Annotated in this window: 17 protein-coding genes and 1 pseudogene; 11 read left to right on the top strand and 7 right to left on the bottom strand. The window is 37.7% G+C overall.

The genetic code is table 11. The features are described 5' to 3' along the window. Positions 1 to 43: 43 nt before the first annotated feature. Positions 44 to 952, top strand: coding sequence for an IS1595-like element ISBbi1 family transposase (locus NWE55_RS16790; protein ID WP_005807145.1), 909 nt, complete (start codon positions 44 to 46; stop codon positions 950 to 952). Positions 953 to 1,021: 69 nt separating this feature from the next. Further along, complete coding sequence (locus NWE55_RS16785; protein ID WP_005807148.1) at positions 1,022 to 1,567, top strand: BRCT domain-containing protein; 546 nt, start codon at positions 1,022 to 1,024, stop codon at positions 1,565 to 1,567. Between the two features lie 211 nt (positions 1,568 to 1,778). On the opposite strand, the gene NWE55_RS16780 is transcribed toward NWE55_RS16785, so the two are convergent. Both NWE55_RS16780 and NWE55_RS16775 read right to left on the bottom strand, forming a co-directional pair. Beyond that, a complete protein-coding gene (locus tag NWE55_RS16780; RefSeq protein ID WP_258204747.1) occupies positions 1,779 to 2,876 on the bottom strand; it encodes an IS91 family transposase in 1,098 nt (365 codons plus the stop codon). Further along, a complete protein-coding gene (locus NWE55_RS16775) occupies positions 2,855 to 3,757 on the bottom strand; it encodes a tyrosine-type recombinase/integrase (protein ID WP_258204746.1) in 903 nt (300 codons plus the stop codon). Before NWE55_RS16775 ends, NWE55_RS16780 begins: the two co-directional genes overlap by 22 nt. Before the next feature lie 344 nt (positions 3,758 to 4,101). Between NWE55_RS16775 and NWE55_RS16770 the strand changes: the two genes are divergently transcribed. Further along, the gene (locus tag NWE55_RS16770) at positions 4,102 to 4,926 is read left to right on the top strand and encodes a class D beta-lactamase OXA-347 (RefSeq protein WP_004295324.1); all 825 of its coding nucleotides are present in this window, start codon (positions 4,102 to 4,104) and stop codon (positions 4,924 to 4,926) included. A gap of 202 nt (positions 4,927 to 5,128) precedes the next feature. On the opposite strand, the gene erm(F) is transcribed toward NWE55_RS16770, so the two are convergent. From erm(F) to NWE55_RS16755, 3 genes are all read right to left on the bottom strand, one after another. Next, a complete protein-coding gene (erm(F), locus tag NWE55_RS16765) occupies positions 5,129 to 5,929 on the bottom strand; it encodes a 23S rRNA (adenine(2058)-N(6))-methyltransferase Erm(F) (protein WP_004295323.1) in 801 nt (266 codons plus the stop codon). Positions 5,930 to 6,418: 489 nt separating this feature from the next. Then, complete coding sequence (gene ere(D) / locus NWE55_RS16760) at positions 6,419 to 7,645, bottom strand: EreD family erythromycin esterase (RefSeq protein ID WP_009040233.1); 1,227 nt, start codon at positions 7,643 to 7,645, stop codon at positions 6,419 to 6,421. A gap of 290 nt (positions 7,646 to 7,935) precedes the next feature. Further along, a complete protein-coding gene (locus NWE55_RS16755) occupies positions 7,936 to 9,474 on the bottom strand; it encodes an IS1182 family transposase (protein WP_258204745.1) in 1,539 nt (512 codons plus the stop codon). Positions 9,475 to 9,773: 299 nt separating this feature from the next. On the opposite strand from NWE55_RS16755, the gene NWE55_RS16750 reads away from it, so the two are divergent. The 4 genes from NWE55_RS16750 to NWE55_RS16735 all read left to right on the top strand — a co-directional run bounded on the left by NWE55_RS16750 (position 9,774) and on the right by NWE55_RS16735 (position 12,427). Further along, positions 9,774 to 10,223: a DUF6934 family protein gene (locus NWE55_RS16750; protein ID WP_041321170.1), complete on the top strand. Its 450-nt coding sequence runs from the start codon at positions 9,774 to 9,776 to the stop codon at positions 10,221 to 10,223. A 30-nt stretch (positions 10,224 to 10,253) separates the two neighbouring features. Then, positions 10,254 to 10,415 carry a DUF4197 domain-containing protein gene (locus NWE55_RS16745; protein ID WP_141113035.1) on the top strand — a complete coding sequence of 54 codons (162 nt, stop codon included), beginning with the start codon at positions 10,254 to 10,256 and terminating at the stop codon, positions 10,413 to 10,415. A 179-nt stretch (positions 10,416 to 10,594) separates the two neighbouring features. Continuing rightward, a complete protein-coding gene (locus NWE55_RS16740; RefSeq protein ID WP_081048762.1) occupies positions 10,595 to 11,395 on the top strand; it encodes a subclass B1 metallo-beta-lactamase MYO-1 in 801 nt (266 codons plus the stop codon). A 168-nt stretch (positions 11,396 to 11,563) separates the two neighbouring features. Next, positions 11,564 to 12,427, top strand: a complete 864-nt coding sequence (locus NWE55_RS16735) for an aminoglycoside 6-adenylyltransferase AadS (protein WP_003013318.1) — start codon at positions 11,564 to 11,566, stop codon at positions 12,425 to 12,427. Between the two features lie 234 nt (positions 12,428 to 12,661). On the opposite strand, the gene NWE55_RS16730 is transcribed toward NWE55_RS16735, so the two are convergent. Then, positions 12,662 to 13,759 carry an IS91 family transposase gene (locus tag NWE55_RS16730; RefSeq protein WP_258204744.1) on the bottom strand — a complete coding sequence of 366 codons (1,098 nt, stop codon included), beginning with the start codon at positions 13,757 to 13,759 and terminating at the stop codon, positions 12,662 to 12,664. Continuing rightward, complete coding sequence (locus NWE55_RS16725; protein WP_258204743.1) at positions 13,738 to 14,598, bottom strand: tyrosine-type recombinase/integrase; 861 nt, start codon at positions 14,596 to 14,598, stop codon at positions 13,738 to 13,740. The genes NWE55_RS16730 and NWE55_RS16725 overlap by 22 nt, the downstream gene beginning before the upstream one ends. A gap of 325 nt (positions 14,599 to 14,923) precedes the next feature. On the opposite strand from NWE55_RS16725, the gene NWE55_RS16720 reads away from it, so the two are divergent. The 4 genes and pseudogenes from NWE55_RS16720 to NWE55_RS16705 all read left to right on the top strand — a co-directional run. Beyond that, complete coding sequence (locus tag NWE55_RS16720) at positions 14,924 to 15,523, top strand: exonuclease domain-containing protein (RefSeq protein ID WP_050427871.1); 600 nt, start codon at positions 14,924 to 14,926, stop codon at positions 15,521 to 15,523. 19 nt (positions 15,524 to 15,542) lie between these two features. Next, entirely contained in the window at positions 15,543 to 16,451 is a 909-nt protein-coding gene (locus tag NWE55_RS16715; RefSeq protein WP_005807145.1) for an IS1595-like element ISBbi1 family transposase, read from the top strand. Positions 16,452 to 16,522: 71 nt separating this feature from the next. Continuing rightward, on the top strand, positions 16,523 to 17,338 hold the full coding sequence (gene sul2 / locus NWE55_RS16710) for a sulfonamide-resistant dihydropteroate synthase Sul2 (protein WP_001043260.1): 816 nt from the start codon (positions 16,523 to 16,525) through the stop codon (positions 17,336 to 17,338). A gap of 1 nt (position 17,339) precedes the next feature. Then, positions 17,340 to 17,840 (top strand): annotated as a pseudogene (locus NWE55_RS16705) (IS1595-like element ISBbi1 family transposase); the annotation flags it as partial. Between the last annotated feature and the right edge of the window lie 13 nt (positions 17,841 to 17,853).

Genomic DNA, 17,853 nt, shown 5'->3' with positions numbered 1-17,853 from the left:
CACCTAATATTTTTAGTATATTAGCGCTCAAAAAGCAGGGATTATGAACATATTCAGTTTTACGGCTCATTTCGGTTCGGAGGAAGATTGTCGTTTGCATTTCAAGGAGCAGCGTGATAAGGAAGGGGTTGTCTGCAAGCGATGCGGGGGCACTTCCCATTATTGGTTACAGGGTAAATGGAGTTATGAATGCAAAGGTTGCCGTTTCCGCACCTCGTTGCGCAGCGGTACGATCATGGAGAGCTCCAAGCTGCCGTTTCTGGTGTGGTACAAAACGATGTTCCTGATGAGTTGCACAAAAAAGGGATTCTCCACCAACGAACTCCAGAAGCAATTAGGATTGAAGCGTTACGAACCGGTATGGGCGATGGTACACAAACTCCGCAGGGCGATGGGCAACCGGGATGCAAGGTATACACTGGAAGGGATGATAGAACTGGATGAGGGTTACTTTTCGGTGGCCAGTAAGGAAATCGAGCGAGGCAAGGGTACACGTGGCCGGGGAGCCGAGGGAAAGCAGAACGTTGCGGTGATGGCCGAAAGCACCCCGTTGGAAGATATCGAAACGGGCAAAAAGGAGAAGCATGTGCGTTATTTCAAGGCCAGGGTACTGGATAGCCATCAAAGTGAAGGAATCAACGGCGTGGTCAGGGACTGCATGGAGGATGATGCCATCGTATTTTCGGACAAAAGCACTTCTTACGTTGACATCTCCGATCTGGTGGAATTGCACGTCACCGAGAAATCAGACGCCAAAACCACCAAGGAAACACTCAAATGGGTGCATATCGCAATCAGTAATGCAAAACGGACATTGCTGGGCAACTACCATAAAATCAAAAGGAAATACTTACAGTTGTATCTCAACGAGTTTATTTACAAATTAAACAGACGGTATTTTGGAGACAAACTCTTTGACAGACTAGTAATTGCGAATATAACAGGTGCATAAACGGATAATCAGAAAAATCTATATGAACATTATAATTTAAAACCATATGTCATAAGTTATATTGACACAATGTTATTTGCAGATAAACTTGGGATGCCTAAAAAAATAAAAGATTTAGCAGAGAGTTTGGACTTAGAAGTAACAAATCATCACGACCCAGAATTCGATGCAAAACTTTGTGCTTTAATATTTGGCGAATTGACTGACAAGTATCCAAGTTATCAAGAACTAATAAGAAAAATTGATGACCAGCCTAAAACAAATAATAATTATTTCAATCAACCAAGTGAAGATGTTTTAGAAGAAAATGAAGAGCATTTATCAAATTATCAAATAACTCAAAACGAACTTGAAAACATTGATTTAATAGGAAAAGGAATAGTTATTACGGGCAACTTTTCAATAGAAAGAGAAGAAATAAAAACTTTTCTAATGAAAATTGGTGGACAAATAAAATCAGGAATAACAGGTAAAGTAGATTTTGTTTTTGCAGGTGAAGATTGTGGTTGGTCAAAAATCCAAAAAATAAACGACTTAAACCAATCAAAAAAAGCAAACATTAGAATTTTAAACGAAGCTGACTTAAATTATCTTATCAAAAAATACGGCATATAATAACTAAGCTTTCGTCTTGCCCGCAGGGCATGAGATGAAAGCCCGTTGAACGGAACCGTAGGAAGCTAATAAAGTATTATGGAGTTTTCGAAGTACAGCTTTAAGATATACGAGCAGTAATTTTACGATTACTGCTTTTTTTTGTGTTTGGTTTTACTTTTTCACACTGTTTTTCGATGTAAAAAAGCACAAGTTCCCTTACCCATAAAAGTTAATTCACAGGCGCAAGTTTGTTTTCGATAAGATAGGCTTTCGGTGGTCCTCTTTGTCCAAAAACATGCAGGGTAATCAGATTACCGACTTTACAGCAATAGCATTTTTTATGTTGCGTTTTGGGTTCAATTTTGGGACGAATTATCTTCAACTCTTTTTGTAATTGTTGGAGTTTGCCACGTTTCCAACTACTACTTACTATGCCGTAATGGCGTATGCGCACAAAACGTTTGGGCAAAATATGTAAGCTAAATCGTCTTGCAAATTCTTCGTTTTTTAAGGTGAGTTGCTTGGTTTTACTGCCGTCTTTATAATCTTTATACGCAATAGTAACCTCGTGATCGCTTACATTTTTTATCCGATGATTGCTTATCGCAACTTTGTGGGTGTATCTGCCTAAATATTCAATCACTTGCTTGGGGCCACCAAAAGGTCGTTTGGCATAAACCACCCAATTCTTTTCAAACAAACTTTGTAAAACTTGAGCATCTGCCAACTTTTCTTTGCGCAACAAGGCTACATATTTGGCCCGAAAAACCTTACTCAACGCTTTTACTGCAAACAAATATTTATCGGTTTTTATCTTGCGTTGCCATTTACCATTTGCTCCAATTCCTCCACCTGGAACAATGCAATGCAAATGCGGATGCAAACTCAAATTTTGTCCCCATGTATGCAAAATGGCGATCATTCCCAGTTGCAATCCTTCTGTTTTTCCAAATTGAGACAACGTAGCCCAAGTTGCCTCAAATAATATCCGATACATGATTTGCGGATGAGAAATCGCTAAACCATTGAGCGTATCGGGCAACGTAAACACCAAATGATAATACGAACAAGGCAACAAATCTTGCTCGCGAGCTTGTATCCATTCTTCACGTTTGTGTCCTTGACATTTGGGACAATGCCTGTTTCTGCAACTGTTGTAACTGATGCTAATGTTTCCGCACGCATCACAAGCATCTACATGTCCGCCTAAAGCTGCTGTTCTGCATAAAGTCAATGCCCGTAAGGTTTTCTCTTGATGAACTGTAAAGTTTTGATGGGATAAATTCACTTTTCTAAGCACATCGGCTACTTCCCACTGCGGCTGCATAAAGCAAAAACGGTATCTAATGGGCTGTGTACTTTTTGTTGTTCCAATTGGCAAACGTGCAGGTATTCCATTGTGGTTTCTACTCGTTCGTGGCCCATAAGTTTTTGAACTTGAAGAATATTAACACCATCTTCTAACAAGTGTGTGGCGTAGCTGTGACGCAAGGTATGCGTGTGCACATCTTTTAAAATTCCAGCTTTTTTACAAACCGATTGAATCGCCCATTGAACGCCTCGTTGGCTATAACGCGAATCAAATCCTTTGGCATCTTTGGTGTTGCCTGTAAATAAAAAGGTGGTCGGATGTTCAATTGAAATATACTTTTTTATCCCTCGAATAAGATGATCAGAAAGCGGAACATAACGATCTTTTTTGCCTTTACTTTGAACGATATGAAGCAATTTTCGATCAAAATCTAAGTGTTTCAATTCAATATTTCGAACTTCCATACAGCGAAGTCCACAACCGTAAATCAATCCAATTAAAATGCGATGTTTGAGTAAATCGGCATGTTGAAGCATCTTCCAAATCTCTTCTCGACTCAGAATTACAGGAAGTTTCTTTTCTTTAGGAATCGATGGTAAATGAAGATGATCGTAAGGTAAATTCTCTGTTTTTAAAAGAAATCGAAGTCCGTAAACCGTGTGTTTAAAATACGATTGCGAAGGTGAATTGGAACGTTGTTGCAGTTCAAACAGATAGTCTTTAACCTGTTCGGGATCTAAATCGGTAGGTAAAGCACCAAAATGAAGCGCAAGGGCGGCCACATGACGTGAATAATTTTCAAACGTGCGTTTGCTTCTTCCTAAAACAGAAATATTTCGTTCAAAACGTTGCAGAAGTTCAGAAAAACCTGTAATTTCATTACAAGCGCGATTCAAATATTTGTTCGCTCTTAATTCCTCCGGAGATTTTTTTTAGTTACCATAGTATCAATTATTTAATCGTTAATAAATACTAAGGTACAAAATCATCGCAGCGAAAGCTACCGGAGGTTTAGTTCAACATCGCATTGGCAAAATGGCGGGTTAAGTGCCAAACTCAACTTTTGTGCATTTTATTCCGCCGAATGTGTTCCACATTCAGCTTTTTTTAATAATTTAGCTTCTGTGGAAACACATCGGCTACGTCACTGCTAAATTGAACTTTTTGTCCAATTTATCCGCCACTTCGCCAATGCGTTTCCCGTTAGTGGCAACAAAAACAAACGATAATTAGACAATAAATGAAAAATATTTTATTTGTAGTTTTTATTTCAATGATATTTTTATTTGTTTGCTGTAACACAACAACGAATAAAAACATAATTGAAACAGAAATTTCTGATTTTGACAAAATTTTAGATAGTTTTCAAGTAAATGGTTCAATTCTAATTTATGATAACGACAAGAATACTTTTTACTCAAATGACTTTGATTGGGCTAAAAACGGAAAATTACCTGCATCAACATTCAAAATTCCAAATTCTATAATTGCTGTTGAATTAGGCATTATTGAAAATGATACAACTATTTTAAAATGGAATGGCGAGCAGAGAAAAATGGATATTTGGGAAAAAGATTTATCATTTAAAGATGCTTTTAGAATTTCCTGTGTTCCTTGCTATCAGGAAATTGCAAGGAAAATCGGAACAATTAAAATGAAAGAATATTTAGAAAAATTTGAGTATAAAAATATGATTTTTGACAGTTTAACGATTGACAATTTTTGGCTTGAAGGAAATTCAAAAATATCTCAAAAACAACAAATCGACTTTTTAAGGAAATTCTATTTTTCAAAATTTCCAATTTCTGATAGGACAATAAAGATTGTCAAAAATATTATGGAAATTGAGCGAACTGAAAATTACATTTTAAGCGGTAAGACTGGATTAAGTTCGATAGAAGAAAAATATAATGGTTGGTTTGTTGGTTATGTTGAAACAAAATCTAATGTTTATTTTTTTGCAACAAATGTAATTCCGACAGACGGATTGAATGTTGATGATTTTATTTCATCGAGAATTAATGTAACAAAAAATGCGTTAAAGCAAATGAATATAATGAAATGATAAATGCCACTAACATATGGTAGCCGATAATTGCCGGCTTTCGTGCCAACTTGATACTTTGGTGCTTTTAACGAACCGAAGTGCTAAATTGATACGAAAGTGCTGTAAATCCGGCAACTACGGCTACCATTTTTCGTTATGCGGCAGCTTAAAAGACGACACCAAACCAGAAAAATCATCTTGACAACCACCCGACTTTGAACTACGAAGGATGAAATTTTTCAGGGACAACTTCCAGCATTTCCAAAAAACAGTTTACCCATTGACTTGGAGACAAACAAACAATTTGAGCATTAAGGTTTAAACCGAATTTTTCCGAAATTGACCTGACCTGACTTTTCCTGAAAATCGACTTTAAAGCTGTTTTTACAGATAAATCAGGTTTCTCTAACAGACAGGAAATAAATGCTAAGTATTTGGCTTTAAACTTAAAATCAAAAAATAACTGTTTTCTTTTAATGTTTAACAGGGCTGATTTGACAGTTGGCGGTGGAAAGAAACTTTCAGGACCTACCTCATAGACAAGTTTCAAATCAAAAAAAGTATGATAGAAAACGGTATATGGATTGTAAAGCTTCCTCGAAAATAACTTTTGTGTAGGTTCTAACTGAAGGACAATGGAACCTCCCAGAAAATTTCCAAGACTCTCAAACATCAGGATTTTGAAAATATCGGAAGTAATGCCATAAGGAATATTTGACACCACTTTGAAAGGAAATTTCGGAACTGCAAAATTCCTAAAATCACAACCGACAACTTGAACATTTCGGGCATCAGAAAATAATTTTCGTAAATGTTCAACCAAAGCTGTGTCGTTTTCAATAGCAACAACATTGTTGGCGATTTTTAATAAATGAACAGTAAGAAACCCCTTGCCTGCCCCAATATCTAAAACCGTATCCTGATTACTTATATTTGCTTGTCTTATTGCATCTTTTATTAGCACTTTATCAATAGTAAAGTGCTGACCCGTAAAACGAACGGGCAATTTCTTTTTTGTCATTAGTAACTTCTTACAGGTGAATACTTGAATCAAATCGTGGAGAAGTGAATAGACAGTATTACCCGACAGAGCAACTATGACAACGTAACGCCTTTACAAAAAAGTCGGTACACGAAACCCATAGACTAATTGTCTTGACCTAAAAGAGATTGGAATTTTCAGGACTGCCTATCACTTAGATAGAAGTCCAAGGTCTGCTGAAATACATAATTCAAAAATTGAAATTGCTTGACTGCAAATTTAGTAACTTTGCTTGACAAATTAACGAGAAAGAAGAGAAAATGAAAACCGACCGCATAACATCACCTATACGCAAGCAGGGGTTTCGTGCTTCGTAGGACAGTTAAGTGGTAAATTTAAAGTTCAGTTCTTCGTAGGAAGTTCAGTGGTTAAAATCCCTGCCTGCGTATAGCTGAGAACCGTTATGTGAAAGAATAAAACGGCACCTCCAAAAAGAAAGTGCCGTTTCGAAATTAAATTTATAAATTCTCAATCCACTACTTCTGAAACAGTTGATTTTTCTATTAGAAAAATTCCGTCAAAAGCTTCTTCTATTTCAGTTTTTAGGCACATCGAATCAAATCGAATCTTATTACAATTTTTTAATTCCGTACTTCTGTTCATTAGTAAACAGCATTCTTTTCCTCCAAATTCTTGCATAATAAATTCAACAGAATCCGACTCTGGAAAATCAAGTGGAAATTTATCAACCCTAAAGCCAAATTGATAATCATTATCAGGATACAATGCCGCAGTTTCTCCACGTAGATTAGTTATTGCAAATGCTTTATATTTTTCTCCAAAAGTCATCGAAAGTCTTTGCCCCATTGGATAACAACTAATAAATCCATCAAAATCTACCGGAGTTTTTTGAATGTGAGCATTGTGGGCAACCAAAATAATCTTTTTACCAAGTGAATTTTTCAAAAACCAATCAATGCTTTCTGCCATATACTGGTCTTTTGCTCCCATATCTCCTTCAATTCCCCTTTCAGTAATGAAACTTTCCATAGCATCAGCATTATAATTCATATAAATCAAGCCTTTAACTTGATGAACTATCGATTGAAATTCTAAACTTTCTAATTTTGGTTGAAGAGTAATCAAACGAATGTAAACTTTTAATAGCAATGCTTTTAATTCATTATGTTCAGCTTCATCAAAAAGCGATAAATTTAACGCAAGCTGAGAAGTCGAATAGAAATCAAATTTCTCAGCAAGATTTAAAATCTTCTGTAAGACATCAGAAGAAACGATTGAAAGTCTTTGCAAATAATCAGATACAATACGAAAGTTTGGAAAATAAGAACCTCCATTTTTAGGAATATCCACACCTAAAAAGGTAATTTGATTATTATTGTCTTGATTATACCGACGAAGCCATAGCAAAGTATCTTTAAACTCATTTGGATAATAAAAGTGTGACAGTAACTTATCCAAATCGTCGAATGGAATTTGTGATTTTATCCACTTATCAACTTCTAATCCTTCAGAAAAACCAAACTCAAATGCCAAGGTGTCAAAATCACATTCAGTTACTAAAAACTCAATAACTTGATGCCTGAATGTAAAAAACTCTTTTATGAAATGTGCGTTTTCGCCTAAACCAACAATTGTAGAAGAATCAAAATATTCTCGAAATCGAAAAAGACTTTGTTTTATGGATGTATTATTTTCCGAATTAAACGGAAAAGTTAAGGGTTTTATATTTTTCATTATTACCTTATTTTAAATTAAAAATTAACGTACCAAATAGCAACCGTCTCAAAAAGACGATTTAATAATTTACTTTAATTTTTAATTACCAAGGCTTGCTGAAATACATAAAATGTGAATTATTTGAATACAAAGATACTAAAAATTCCTTCACATAACATCGGTAACTGTTGCACAACTCCAATTTTAAGGATATAAAGGTAAAATAACACAAAAACCAACCACTTTTAAAGAGATTTTAGAGAGGTTGGTTTTTTAGTTTCACTACTAAATTCTAAAATTTGCATTGCTTAAAATGAAGTATTTGATGTTGTATTAGATAAATTTATAAAAAACAAGTTCTTTCCTTGATGTAAGAACAAAACTTGGGCTAAAGCTTTGGGAATTTTAAGAATAAAACGCAGGTATTTCTTCAAGTTGTACGATAAACTTGACATCAATACATGTTTGTTTGCCTGCGCCATTCCCCGACTGTTGATACGCTTCATGTTAAAAAAGTTAATCAGCGTACCTAAAACGGGTTCTACTGTTGCACTTCTACGCTTTACCAACCTGCGATGATACGCTTTATTTTGGGTGAGTTTTTCGTGCATTTTATCGTACAAAGGTTTATGAATGCTTTCTTCCAGTTTTTTAAACTTGGTTACTTTACCACAACAACTTGCTCGTAACGGACATTGTCCACAGGCTTTTTCACTGCTTCGGTAACTTTTCTTTTCGTAGCCTTTGCTGTCTTTTGATGTTTTTTTATAAGGTAAAAAAGCTTTGTTTCCGCCTTCTTGAATACATTCGTATCGGTTTTCTTCTTTATTAAAAATAAAGCCTTCGCGGTTAGGTTTGTATTGTCCAAAATTGGGGATCCAAGCGTTTAGATTATGGTCTTCACAATATTGCAAACTTGTACCGCTGCTGTAACCTGCATCGGCTATCACTTCATTGATTTGAATATCATTTTGAGCCAAGTTGGCTATTGTCTGATCTATAATGTCGCTAAAGATTGCCGAGTCTTTACTCCCTGCTGTGCTCGCACAAGCTCCTGTAATCACGTGGTGTTTATCGTCTACTGCTAACTGTCCTGCATAGTTCAGTTGGCGTGGCTTACCAGGTTTGGTCGATATTTTCGCATCAGGATCGGTAGGTGAATAATGGGTGTGATTGCTTAAAAATTTAGGACGAATTTCTTCGCCATCTTCATCAATTTGAACGGTCTTTCTATGGCCTGGCATGTCTTTAAATGCTTCGGTTTTCCACGCATGATGTTGTTCTACTTCCTTTTTCTTTTGAGTGCTAACTTGGTACTCAGAGTTCGCTTTCAATTCTTCTGCATAAGTTTGTACATCATCGATAATTTCTTTTTCCACCAAACTATCCATACTCGCGTTGGCTTTGATAAAAGCGCTGTCTACACATTGACGTTTGCCTCGAACCATACCTTTGTGTACGCACAAACCTAATATCATTTGAAAAAGCTGCAAGAAAACTTCTTCGCCAAAAAGTGCGCGCGTTCGGCTTATCGTCGAATGCCAAGGCAAATCTTCATTTAAATCGTAACCTAAAAACAAGCGAACATCTAAACAATTACTGCAATATCGAATCAAGGCTCTGTCGCTATTGATGTTGTTTAAATAGCCAACCAATAAAATCTTGAAAAACACCACGGGATCAATGCTTTCTTGACCCTGGGTACCGTAATAGTTACGAGTAGATTTATACAGAAAATGTAAATCGAGTTCTTGATTTACGCGGCGATAAAAGTTATCGACTGGAACTAACCGATCGAGGCTTAGTTCATAGAAAAGTTGTGGGGTGAAATCTTTACGTCCTTGCATACAACAAGATACGAAATTTTAATTATATTTGAGTTGTGCAACAAGCACATCGCATTGGCAAAATGGCAGGTTAAGTGCTAAATTGAAAGTTTCTGCATTTTATTCCGCCGAATGTGTTCCACATTCGCTTTTTATTTGTAAGTTAGCTCTGTGGAAACACATCGGCTACGTTCTCGCTAAATTGAACTTTTTGTCCAATTTATCCGCCACTTCGCCAATGCGTTTCCCGTTAGCAGTAATGCGTGACGAAAAAAATCGTATCTTTGACAAAAATTTGAACTGAAAGAAAGAAGTAGGAAATGAAATTACCAAAGTATCCGTTGGCATCGAGCGACAAGTTAATGACCTTTGAATTTACAAGCGAAGGACAGAAAGGCTTAATTGAAAAACTTGTGCGTTTCCAAGAAACCAACGTGAAAAACGTTTACAACCTTGCGTTTGGCGACAAAGACCTAACAACAGGCGACATAGACGATAAAGTAATTTCAAACAATGGGGATAGCGAAAAAGTTTTGGCGACAGTTGCCGCAACGCTTTACGCTTTTACCGACAAATATCCGAACGCTTGGATTTATGCGACAGGTAGCACAAAATCCCGAACAAGACTTTACCGAATGGGAATAACAAAATTTCTTTCGGAAGTAACAGAAGACTTTGAAGTTTTGGGCGAGAAAGATGAGGATTGGTTTCCGTTCAAAAAAAATGTTGAATATGACGGATTTTTAGTGCGTAGGAAAACAAAAAAATAATTAACTTTGTAAAATCAAAATTCAATTGATATGAAAGTAACAACTGAAATAAAGAAACGTAAAATTCCGATTGTTCGGGTGGACAAAGCGTTAAACAAGTTTGACGACAAAATCCTATTCCCAGACAAATTGGAAAAAGCAAATGAAATGCTTAAAAAAGTTGGACTACCTAAACAGTGGACAACTGCATAAGCACTACTGCTACATCGGTTTTGCGTCAGGCGGGCTGACGTATAAACTTGAAGCCTTGTGCTTCGATTAAACATTAGAAATAAATTTAGGCTTTTGTGCTCCGAAACCCGCCCGAACGCAAAGCCGAACAACGTTAGCAGCAACCTAAAAAACAACTCGTAAAAAAAACAAAATTAGATATGAAAATATTATTAGCATTCTTTCTTCTTTCAAGTTTGACTTTTATTTCTTGCAAAGAATCATCCTCTAACCACAATCAGGCAAATCAAGAAAACAAGAAGGAAATAATCAATAAACCTTTAACCGACAGCTTGATAGTCTATCAAACCGAAAATCTGATAATTAACAAACTCTCAAATCACATTTATGAACATATTTCCTTTTTAAATACGGACGATTTTGGAAAAGTTGCCTGCAATGGAATGTTAGTTTTAAATGAGAATAAAGTAGTTGTTTTTGATACACCAACAGACGACAAAAGTTCGTTAGAGTTAATAAATTTTGTAACGAATACATTAAAAAGTGAAATTATAGGGCTAATTCCAACTCATTTTCACGATGATTGTATTGGTGGAATAACGGAATTTGAAAACCATAATATTCAAACCTATGTCTCTAAAGAAACTATAGAATTATTAAAAGATAACGGTCAAGAATTCTCTAATCCAACTAAAGATTTTGACAATAGTCTCACATTAGATATCGGAAACAAGAAAGTTTATGCGGAATATTTTGGAGAAGGGCACACTAAAGATAATGTTGTGGGCTATTTCCCAGAAGATAACGCAGTATTCGGTGGATGCTTGATAAAGGAAATTGACGCGAGTAAAGGATATTTAGGAGATGCAAATATTAAAGAATGGTCAACAACAGTAGAAAAAGTAAAACTCAAATATCCCAATGCTAAAATTGTAATACCAGGACACGGAAAATGGGGTGGAATTGAATTATTTGACTACACAATAAAACTATTTGAATAGAAAAAGGCAGCTGCCAACACAGTATATAAGCTATGGCTGGTTCTGTGCTTATTTGGAAAATCTACGGATTTCCCAAAGTTATTTTATCTTTGGAGAGGTTCGTGCCAAAACACGCCACAGCTCATATACATAAACGTTGTACGACATAGTAAAACCGAACCAAACAAAATGAAAGTCAGAGAAGAAAAGTTAAGAACAATTATAGAATGGTCGGAGAAAAACGAAGATGTAAGAGTTCTTCTTCTGACAAGTTCACTTGTAAATCCTTTAGCACTTGTTGACGAATTTAGTGATTTAGACATTGAATTTGTTTTTGAGGATAATACAAATTACATTTCAGACAAAAGCTGGACGCTTAAATTCGGAAATCCAATTGCTATGATTGAAGAAGACGAAAGTTGTTTTAACCATAAACACGCAATGAAAATGCTACTTTATGAAGACGGTGTGAAAGTAGATTTTAAACTTTACAGCAAATCAAAATTTATAAAGGAAACGCAAGAGAAAGAATTACCAGAAGATTGGGATATTGGTTATAAAATTTTAATTGATAAAGATGGTATTACAAAGCAAATGCTGAAACCAACTTATCAAATTTCCATTATCAAAAAACCGTCTGAAAAAGAGTTTCAAAATCTAATAAACGATTTTTGGTGGGACACAACTTACGTGGCAAAGTGTCTTGTGAGAGATGAAATATTCTATGCGAAATTTATGTCGGAAACCGTTATTCGCACAGAATATTTAATTCCTTTAATTGAATGGCACATTGCAAGTGAACACAATTGGAACATAACGACCAATAAATATGGACGGCTTTTCAAAAAGTATCTTAACCAGGAAATGTGGGCTAAAACAGAACAAACATTTTCAGGGAGCGATATAAAGGAAAATTGGACTGCTCTATTTTCAATGACTGATTTAGTTTCAGAAATAGGAACTGAATTGTCAAAAAAATTAGAGTACAAATACCCGGATAAATTAGAAAATGACATACGAAAATATTTAGCTGGACTAAAACCCAAAACATAACTACGTCGTACAATAACTAAGCTTTCGTCTTGCCCGCAGGGCACGAGATGAAAGCCCGTTGAACGGAACCGTAGGAAGCTAATAAAGTATTATGGAGTTGTCGAAGTATGACTTTAAGATATACGAGCAGTAATTTTAGGATTACTGCTTTTTTTGTGGTTGAAATTGTGCTGTTTCAATCGTTTTTTGTTGTTTTTCGATTCAACCAAACACAAGTTCCCTTACCCGTAAAAGTTAATTCACAGGCGCAAGTGTGTTTTCGATAAGATATGCTTTTGGCGGACCTCGTTGCCCAAAAACATGTAACGTAACCAAATTACCAATTTTGCAACAATAACATTTTCGATGTTGTGTTTTAGGTTCAACTATCGGTCGGATGATATTTAAATTTTCTTGTAATTGTTGTAGTTTACCGCGTTTCCAACTACTACTTAAAATGCCGTAATGCCTGATTCGAACAAAGCGTTTAGGCAGAATATGTAAACTAAATCGACGAGTAAATTCTTCATTCTTAAGTGTGAGCTCTTTGGTTTTGCTGTTATCTTTATAATCTTTGTAACTAATAGTAACTTCTTGTTGGCTTACGTTTTTAATACGATGGTTACTAATTGCCACTTTGTGCGTATATCGTCCTAAATATTCGATTACTTGCTTTGGTCCACCAAAAGGACGTTTGGCATAAACCACCCAATTTTTAGTAAACAGCTCATCATATAATTGCTGATTAGCTAACCTTTCTTTACGCAACAGTGCGACATATTTGGCTCGAAAAACCTTGCTCAATGCTTTTACACAAAATAAATATTTATCAGTTTTTATTTTGCGTTTCCATTTTCCATTTCTATCAATTCCACCACCAGGAACAATACAATGTAAATGCGGATGCAAACTCAAATTTTGTCCCCAAGTATGCAGAATGGCAATCATTCCTAAATACATATTTTCGGTTTTGCCAAATTGAGATAAAGTAGCCCACACAGATTCAAACAAGATTTTATAAATCAATTGTGGTTGATGAATCGCTAATCCATTAAGCGTATCGGGCAAAGTGAAAACTACATGATAATACGAACAGGGCAATAAATCATGTTCGCGAGCTTGAATCCATTCTTCGCGTTTATGTCCTTGACATTTTGGACAATGCCTGTTGCGACAACTGTTGTAACTGATGGTGATGTTTCCACACCCATCACAAGCATCTACATGTCCGCCCAAAGCAGCAGTTCGACAAAGCGTTAATGCGCGAAGTGTTTTCTCTTGATGAACTGTGAAGTTTTGATGGGATAAATCAACTTTTCTCAGCACATCAGCTACTTCCCATTGCGGCTGCATAGCGCAAAAACGGTATCAAGCGGACTGTGTACTTTTTGTTGCTCCAATTGACAAACATGCAAGTATTCCATCGTAGTTTCGATGCGCTCGTGCCCCATCAGTTTCTGAACCTGAAGAATATTTACACCATCTTCCAACAAATGGGTAGCATAACTGTGGCGCAAGGTGTGCGTGTGTACATCTTTTAAAATTCCAGCCTTTTTACAAACCGATTGAATCGCCCATTGAACGCCACGTTGGCTATAACGCGAATCAAATCCTTTGGAATCTTTAGTGTTTCCTGTAAATAAAAATGTAGTAGGATGTTCAACTGAAATATATTTTTTAATTCCTCGAATGATATGATCAGAAAGTGGAACATAACGATCCTTCTTCCCTTTACTTTGAACGATATGAAGGAGTTTTCTATCGAAATCGAGATGTTTGAGTTCAATATTTCGAACTTCCATACAACGAAGTCCACAACTGTAAATCAATCCAATTAAAAGGCGATGTTTAAGTAAATCCGCATGTTGAAGCAGCTTCCAAATTTCTTCCCGACTTAAAATTACAGGAAGTTTTTTCTCTTTAGGAATGGAAGGTAAATGAAGATAATCGTACGGAAGATTTTCGGTTTTTAATAGAAACCTTAGTCCGTAAACCGTGTGTTTAAAATACGATTGCGAAGGTGAATTAGAACGTTGTTGTAGTTCAAAAAGATAATCTTTAACCTGTTCGGGATCTAATTCGGTGGGTAAACAGCCAAAATGAAGCGCCATGGCAGCCACATGACGAGAATAATTATCGAACGTGCGTTTACTTCGACCTAAAATAGAAATATTTCGTTCGAATCGTTGCAAAAGTTCAGAGAAACCATTAATTTCACTACAAGCGCGATTCAGGTATTTGTTTGCTCTTAACTGCTCCGGAGATTTTTTTTAGTTACCATAATTTTGATTTTTTAACACCCTAAATATATGGTTTCTAACGGAAAAGCTACCGAAGGTTTAGTTCAACATCGTATTGGCAATAGGCGGGCTGAACGGCTTCGTATCAACGGAAGTGCAAAATTCAACTTCTGTTCTTCGATTAAAGTTCAGTGCTAAAAATCCCGCCCATCGCCAATACGCGGCACGTTATATGCCATATTACACCAAAACTCGTCTGAATTATACAAAATGAACTATGTTTAACTTTTTTAAACCTAAACCAAAAAATCAAATTGAAATGGAAGTTTCGGGAATAAATCCTGAAACAAACAATGAATTTCTATTCTATAATTTTATCGAAAATACACCAAACTATATTCTTGAACCTTGGCTAAAAAAAGCAAAACAAGTTGGTTATAAAGTAAAACCTCAATACGAACAAGCGATTTTGCAAAAATTGAAATTCAATCAATTTAAAAATCCTCATACATTCCCTGAGTACTTTGAAAATAAATTTGATTTTATTGCTATTGACTTTGAGACAGCAAATAACAGTAGATTAAGTGCTTGTGCAATCGGATTATGCTTCGTGAAAAATGACACAATAGTTTATTCGACAAAACACTATATAAATCCACCAAAATCAGAAAAGTTTTTAAAAACTCATACTTCAATACACGGAATTTCATATGAAGATGTAGAATTTTCCCTTAATTTTCAAGAATTATGGGAAGACGAACTTTCTAAATATCTTTCATCTAATTTATTAATTTTTCATAATGCGAGTATGGACTTGAGTGTTTTGAAAAATCTATCTGATTCTCCGCAAACACACCTAATATTTTTAGTATATTAGCGCTCAAAAAGCAGGGATTATGAACATATTCAGTTTTACGGCTCATTTCGGTTCGGAGGAAGATTGTCGTTTGCATTTCAAGGAGCAGCGTGATAAGGAAGGGGTTGTCTGCAAGCGATGCGGGGGCACTTCCCATTATTGGTTACAGGGTAAATGGAGTTATGAATGCAAAGGTTGCCGTTTCCGCACCTCGTTGCGCAGCGGTACGATCATGGAGAGCTCCAAGCTGCCGTTTCTGGTGTGGTACAAAACGATGTTCCTGATGAGTTGCACAAAAAAGGGATTCTCCACCAACGAACTCCAGAAGCAATTAGGATTGAAGCGTTACGAACCGGTATGGGCGATGGTACACAAACTCCGCAGGGCGATGGGCAACCGGGATGCAAGGTATACACTGGAAGGGATGATAGAACTGGATGAGGGTTACTTTTCGGTGGCCAGTAAGGAAATCGAGCGAGGCAAGGGTACACGTGGCCGGGGAGCCGAGGGAAAGCAGAACGTTGCGGTGATGGCCGAAAGCACCCCGTTGGAAGATATCGAAACGGGCAAAAAGGAGAAGCATGTGCGTTATTTCAAGGCCAGGGTACTGGATAGCCATCAAAGTGAAGGAATCAACGGCGTGGTCAGGGACTGCATGGAGGATGATGCCATCGTATTTTCGGACAAAAGCACTTCTTACGTTGACATCTCCGATCTGGTGGAATTGCACGTCACCGAGAAATCAGACGCCAAAACCACCAAGGAAACACTCAAATGGGTGCATATCGCAATCAGTAATGCAAAACGGACATTGCTGGGCAACTACCATAAAATCAAAAGGAAATACTTACAGTTGTATCTCAACGAGTTTATTTACAAATTAAACAGACGGTATTTTGGAGACAAACTCTTTGACAGACTAGTAATTGCGAATATAACAGGTGCATAAACGGATAATCAGAATCTTTAAACATCCTAATTAACTACCTGCGGATTTTAGGTATTATTATAGAAGCCCCCATGAATAAATCGCTCATCATTTTCGGCATCGTCAACATAACCTCGGACAGTTTCTCCGATGGAGGCCGGTATCTGGCGCCAGACGCAGCCATTGCGCAGGCGCGTAAGCTGATGGCCGAGGGGGCAGATGTGATCGACCTCGGTCCGGCATCCAGCAATCCCGACGCCGCGCCTGTTTCGTCCGACACAGAAATCGCGCGTATCGCGCCGGTGCTGGACGCGCTCAAGGCAGATGGCATTCCCGTCTCGCTCGACAGTTATCAACCCGCGACGCAAGCCTATGCCTTGTCGCGTGGTGTGGCCTATCTCAATGATATTCGCGGTTTTCCAGACGCTGCGTTCTATCCGCAATTGGCGAAATCATCTGCCAAACTCGTCGTTATGCATTCGGTGCAAGACGGGCAGGCAGATCGGCGCGAGGCACCCGCTGGCGACATCATGGATCACATTGCGGCGTTCTTTGACGCGCGCATCGCGGCGCTGACGGGTGCCGGTATCAAACGCAACCGCCTTGTCCTTGATCCCGGCATGGGGTTTTTTCTGGGGGCTGCTCCCGAAACCTCGCTCTCGGTGCTGGCGCGGTTCGATGAATTGCGGCTGCGCTTCGATTTGCCGGTGCTTCTGTCTGTTTCGCGCAAATCCTTTCTGCGCGCGCTCACAGGCCGTGGTCCGGGGGATGTCGGGGCCGCGACACTCGCTGCAGAGCTTGCCGCCGCCGCAGGTGGAGCTGACTTCATCCGCACACACGAGCCGCGCCCCTTGCGCGACGGGCTGGCGGTATTGGCGGCGCTGAAAGAAACCGCAAGAATTCGTTAACTTTTCGGTGGCCAGTAAGGAAATCGAGCGAGGCAAGGGTACACGTGGCCGGGGAGCCGAGGGAAAGCAGAACGTTGCGGTGATGGCCGAAAGCACCCCGTTGGAAGATATCGAAACGGGCAAAAAGGAGAAGCATGTGCGTTATTTCAAGGCCAGGGTACTGGATAGCCATCAAAGTGAAGGAATCAACGGCGTGGTCAGGGACTGCATGGAGGATGATGCCATCGTATTTTCGGACAAAAGCACTTCTTACGTTGACATCTCCGATCTGGTGGAATTGCACGTCACCGAGAAATCAGACGCCAAAACCACCAAGGAAACACTCAAATGGGTGCATATCGCAATCAGTAATGCAAAACGGACATTGCTGGGCAACTACCATAAAATCAAAAGGAAATACTTACAGTTGTATCTCAACGAGTTTATTTACAAATTAAACAGACGGTATTTTGGAGACAAACTCTTTGACAGACTAGTAATTGCGAATATAACAGGTGCATAAACGGATAATCAGT

This window comes from Myroides albus (genome assembly GCF_024722315.1).
Lineage (GTDB): Bacteria > Bacteroidota > Bacteroidia > Flavobacteriales > Flavobacteriaceae > Flavobacterium > Flavobacterium album_A.
This window is presented reverse-complemented; position numbering and strand designations above follow the sequence as displayed.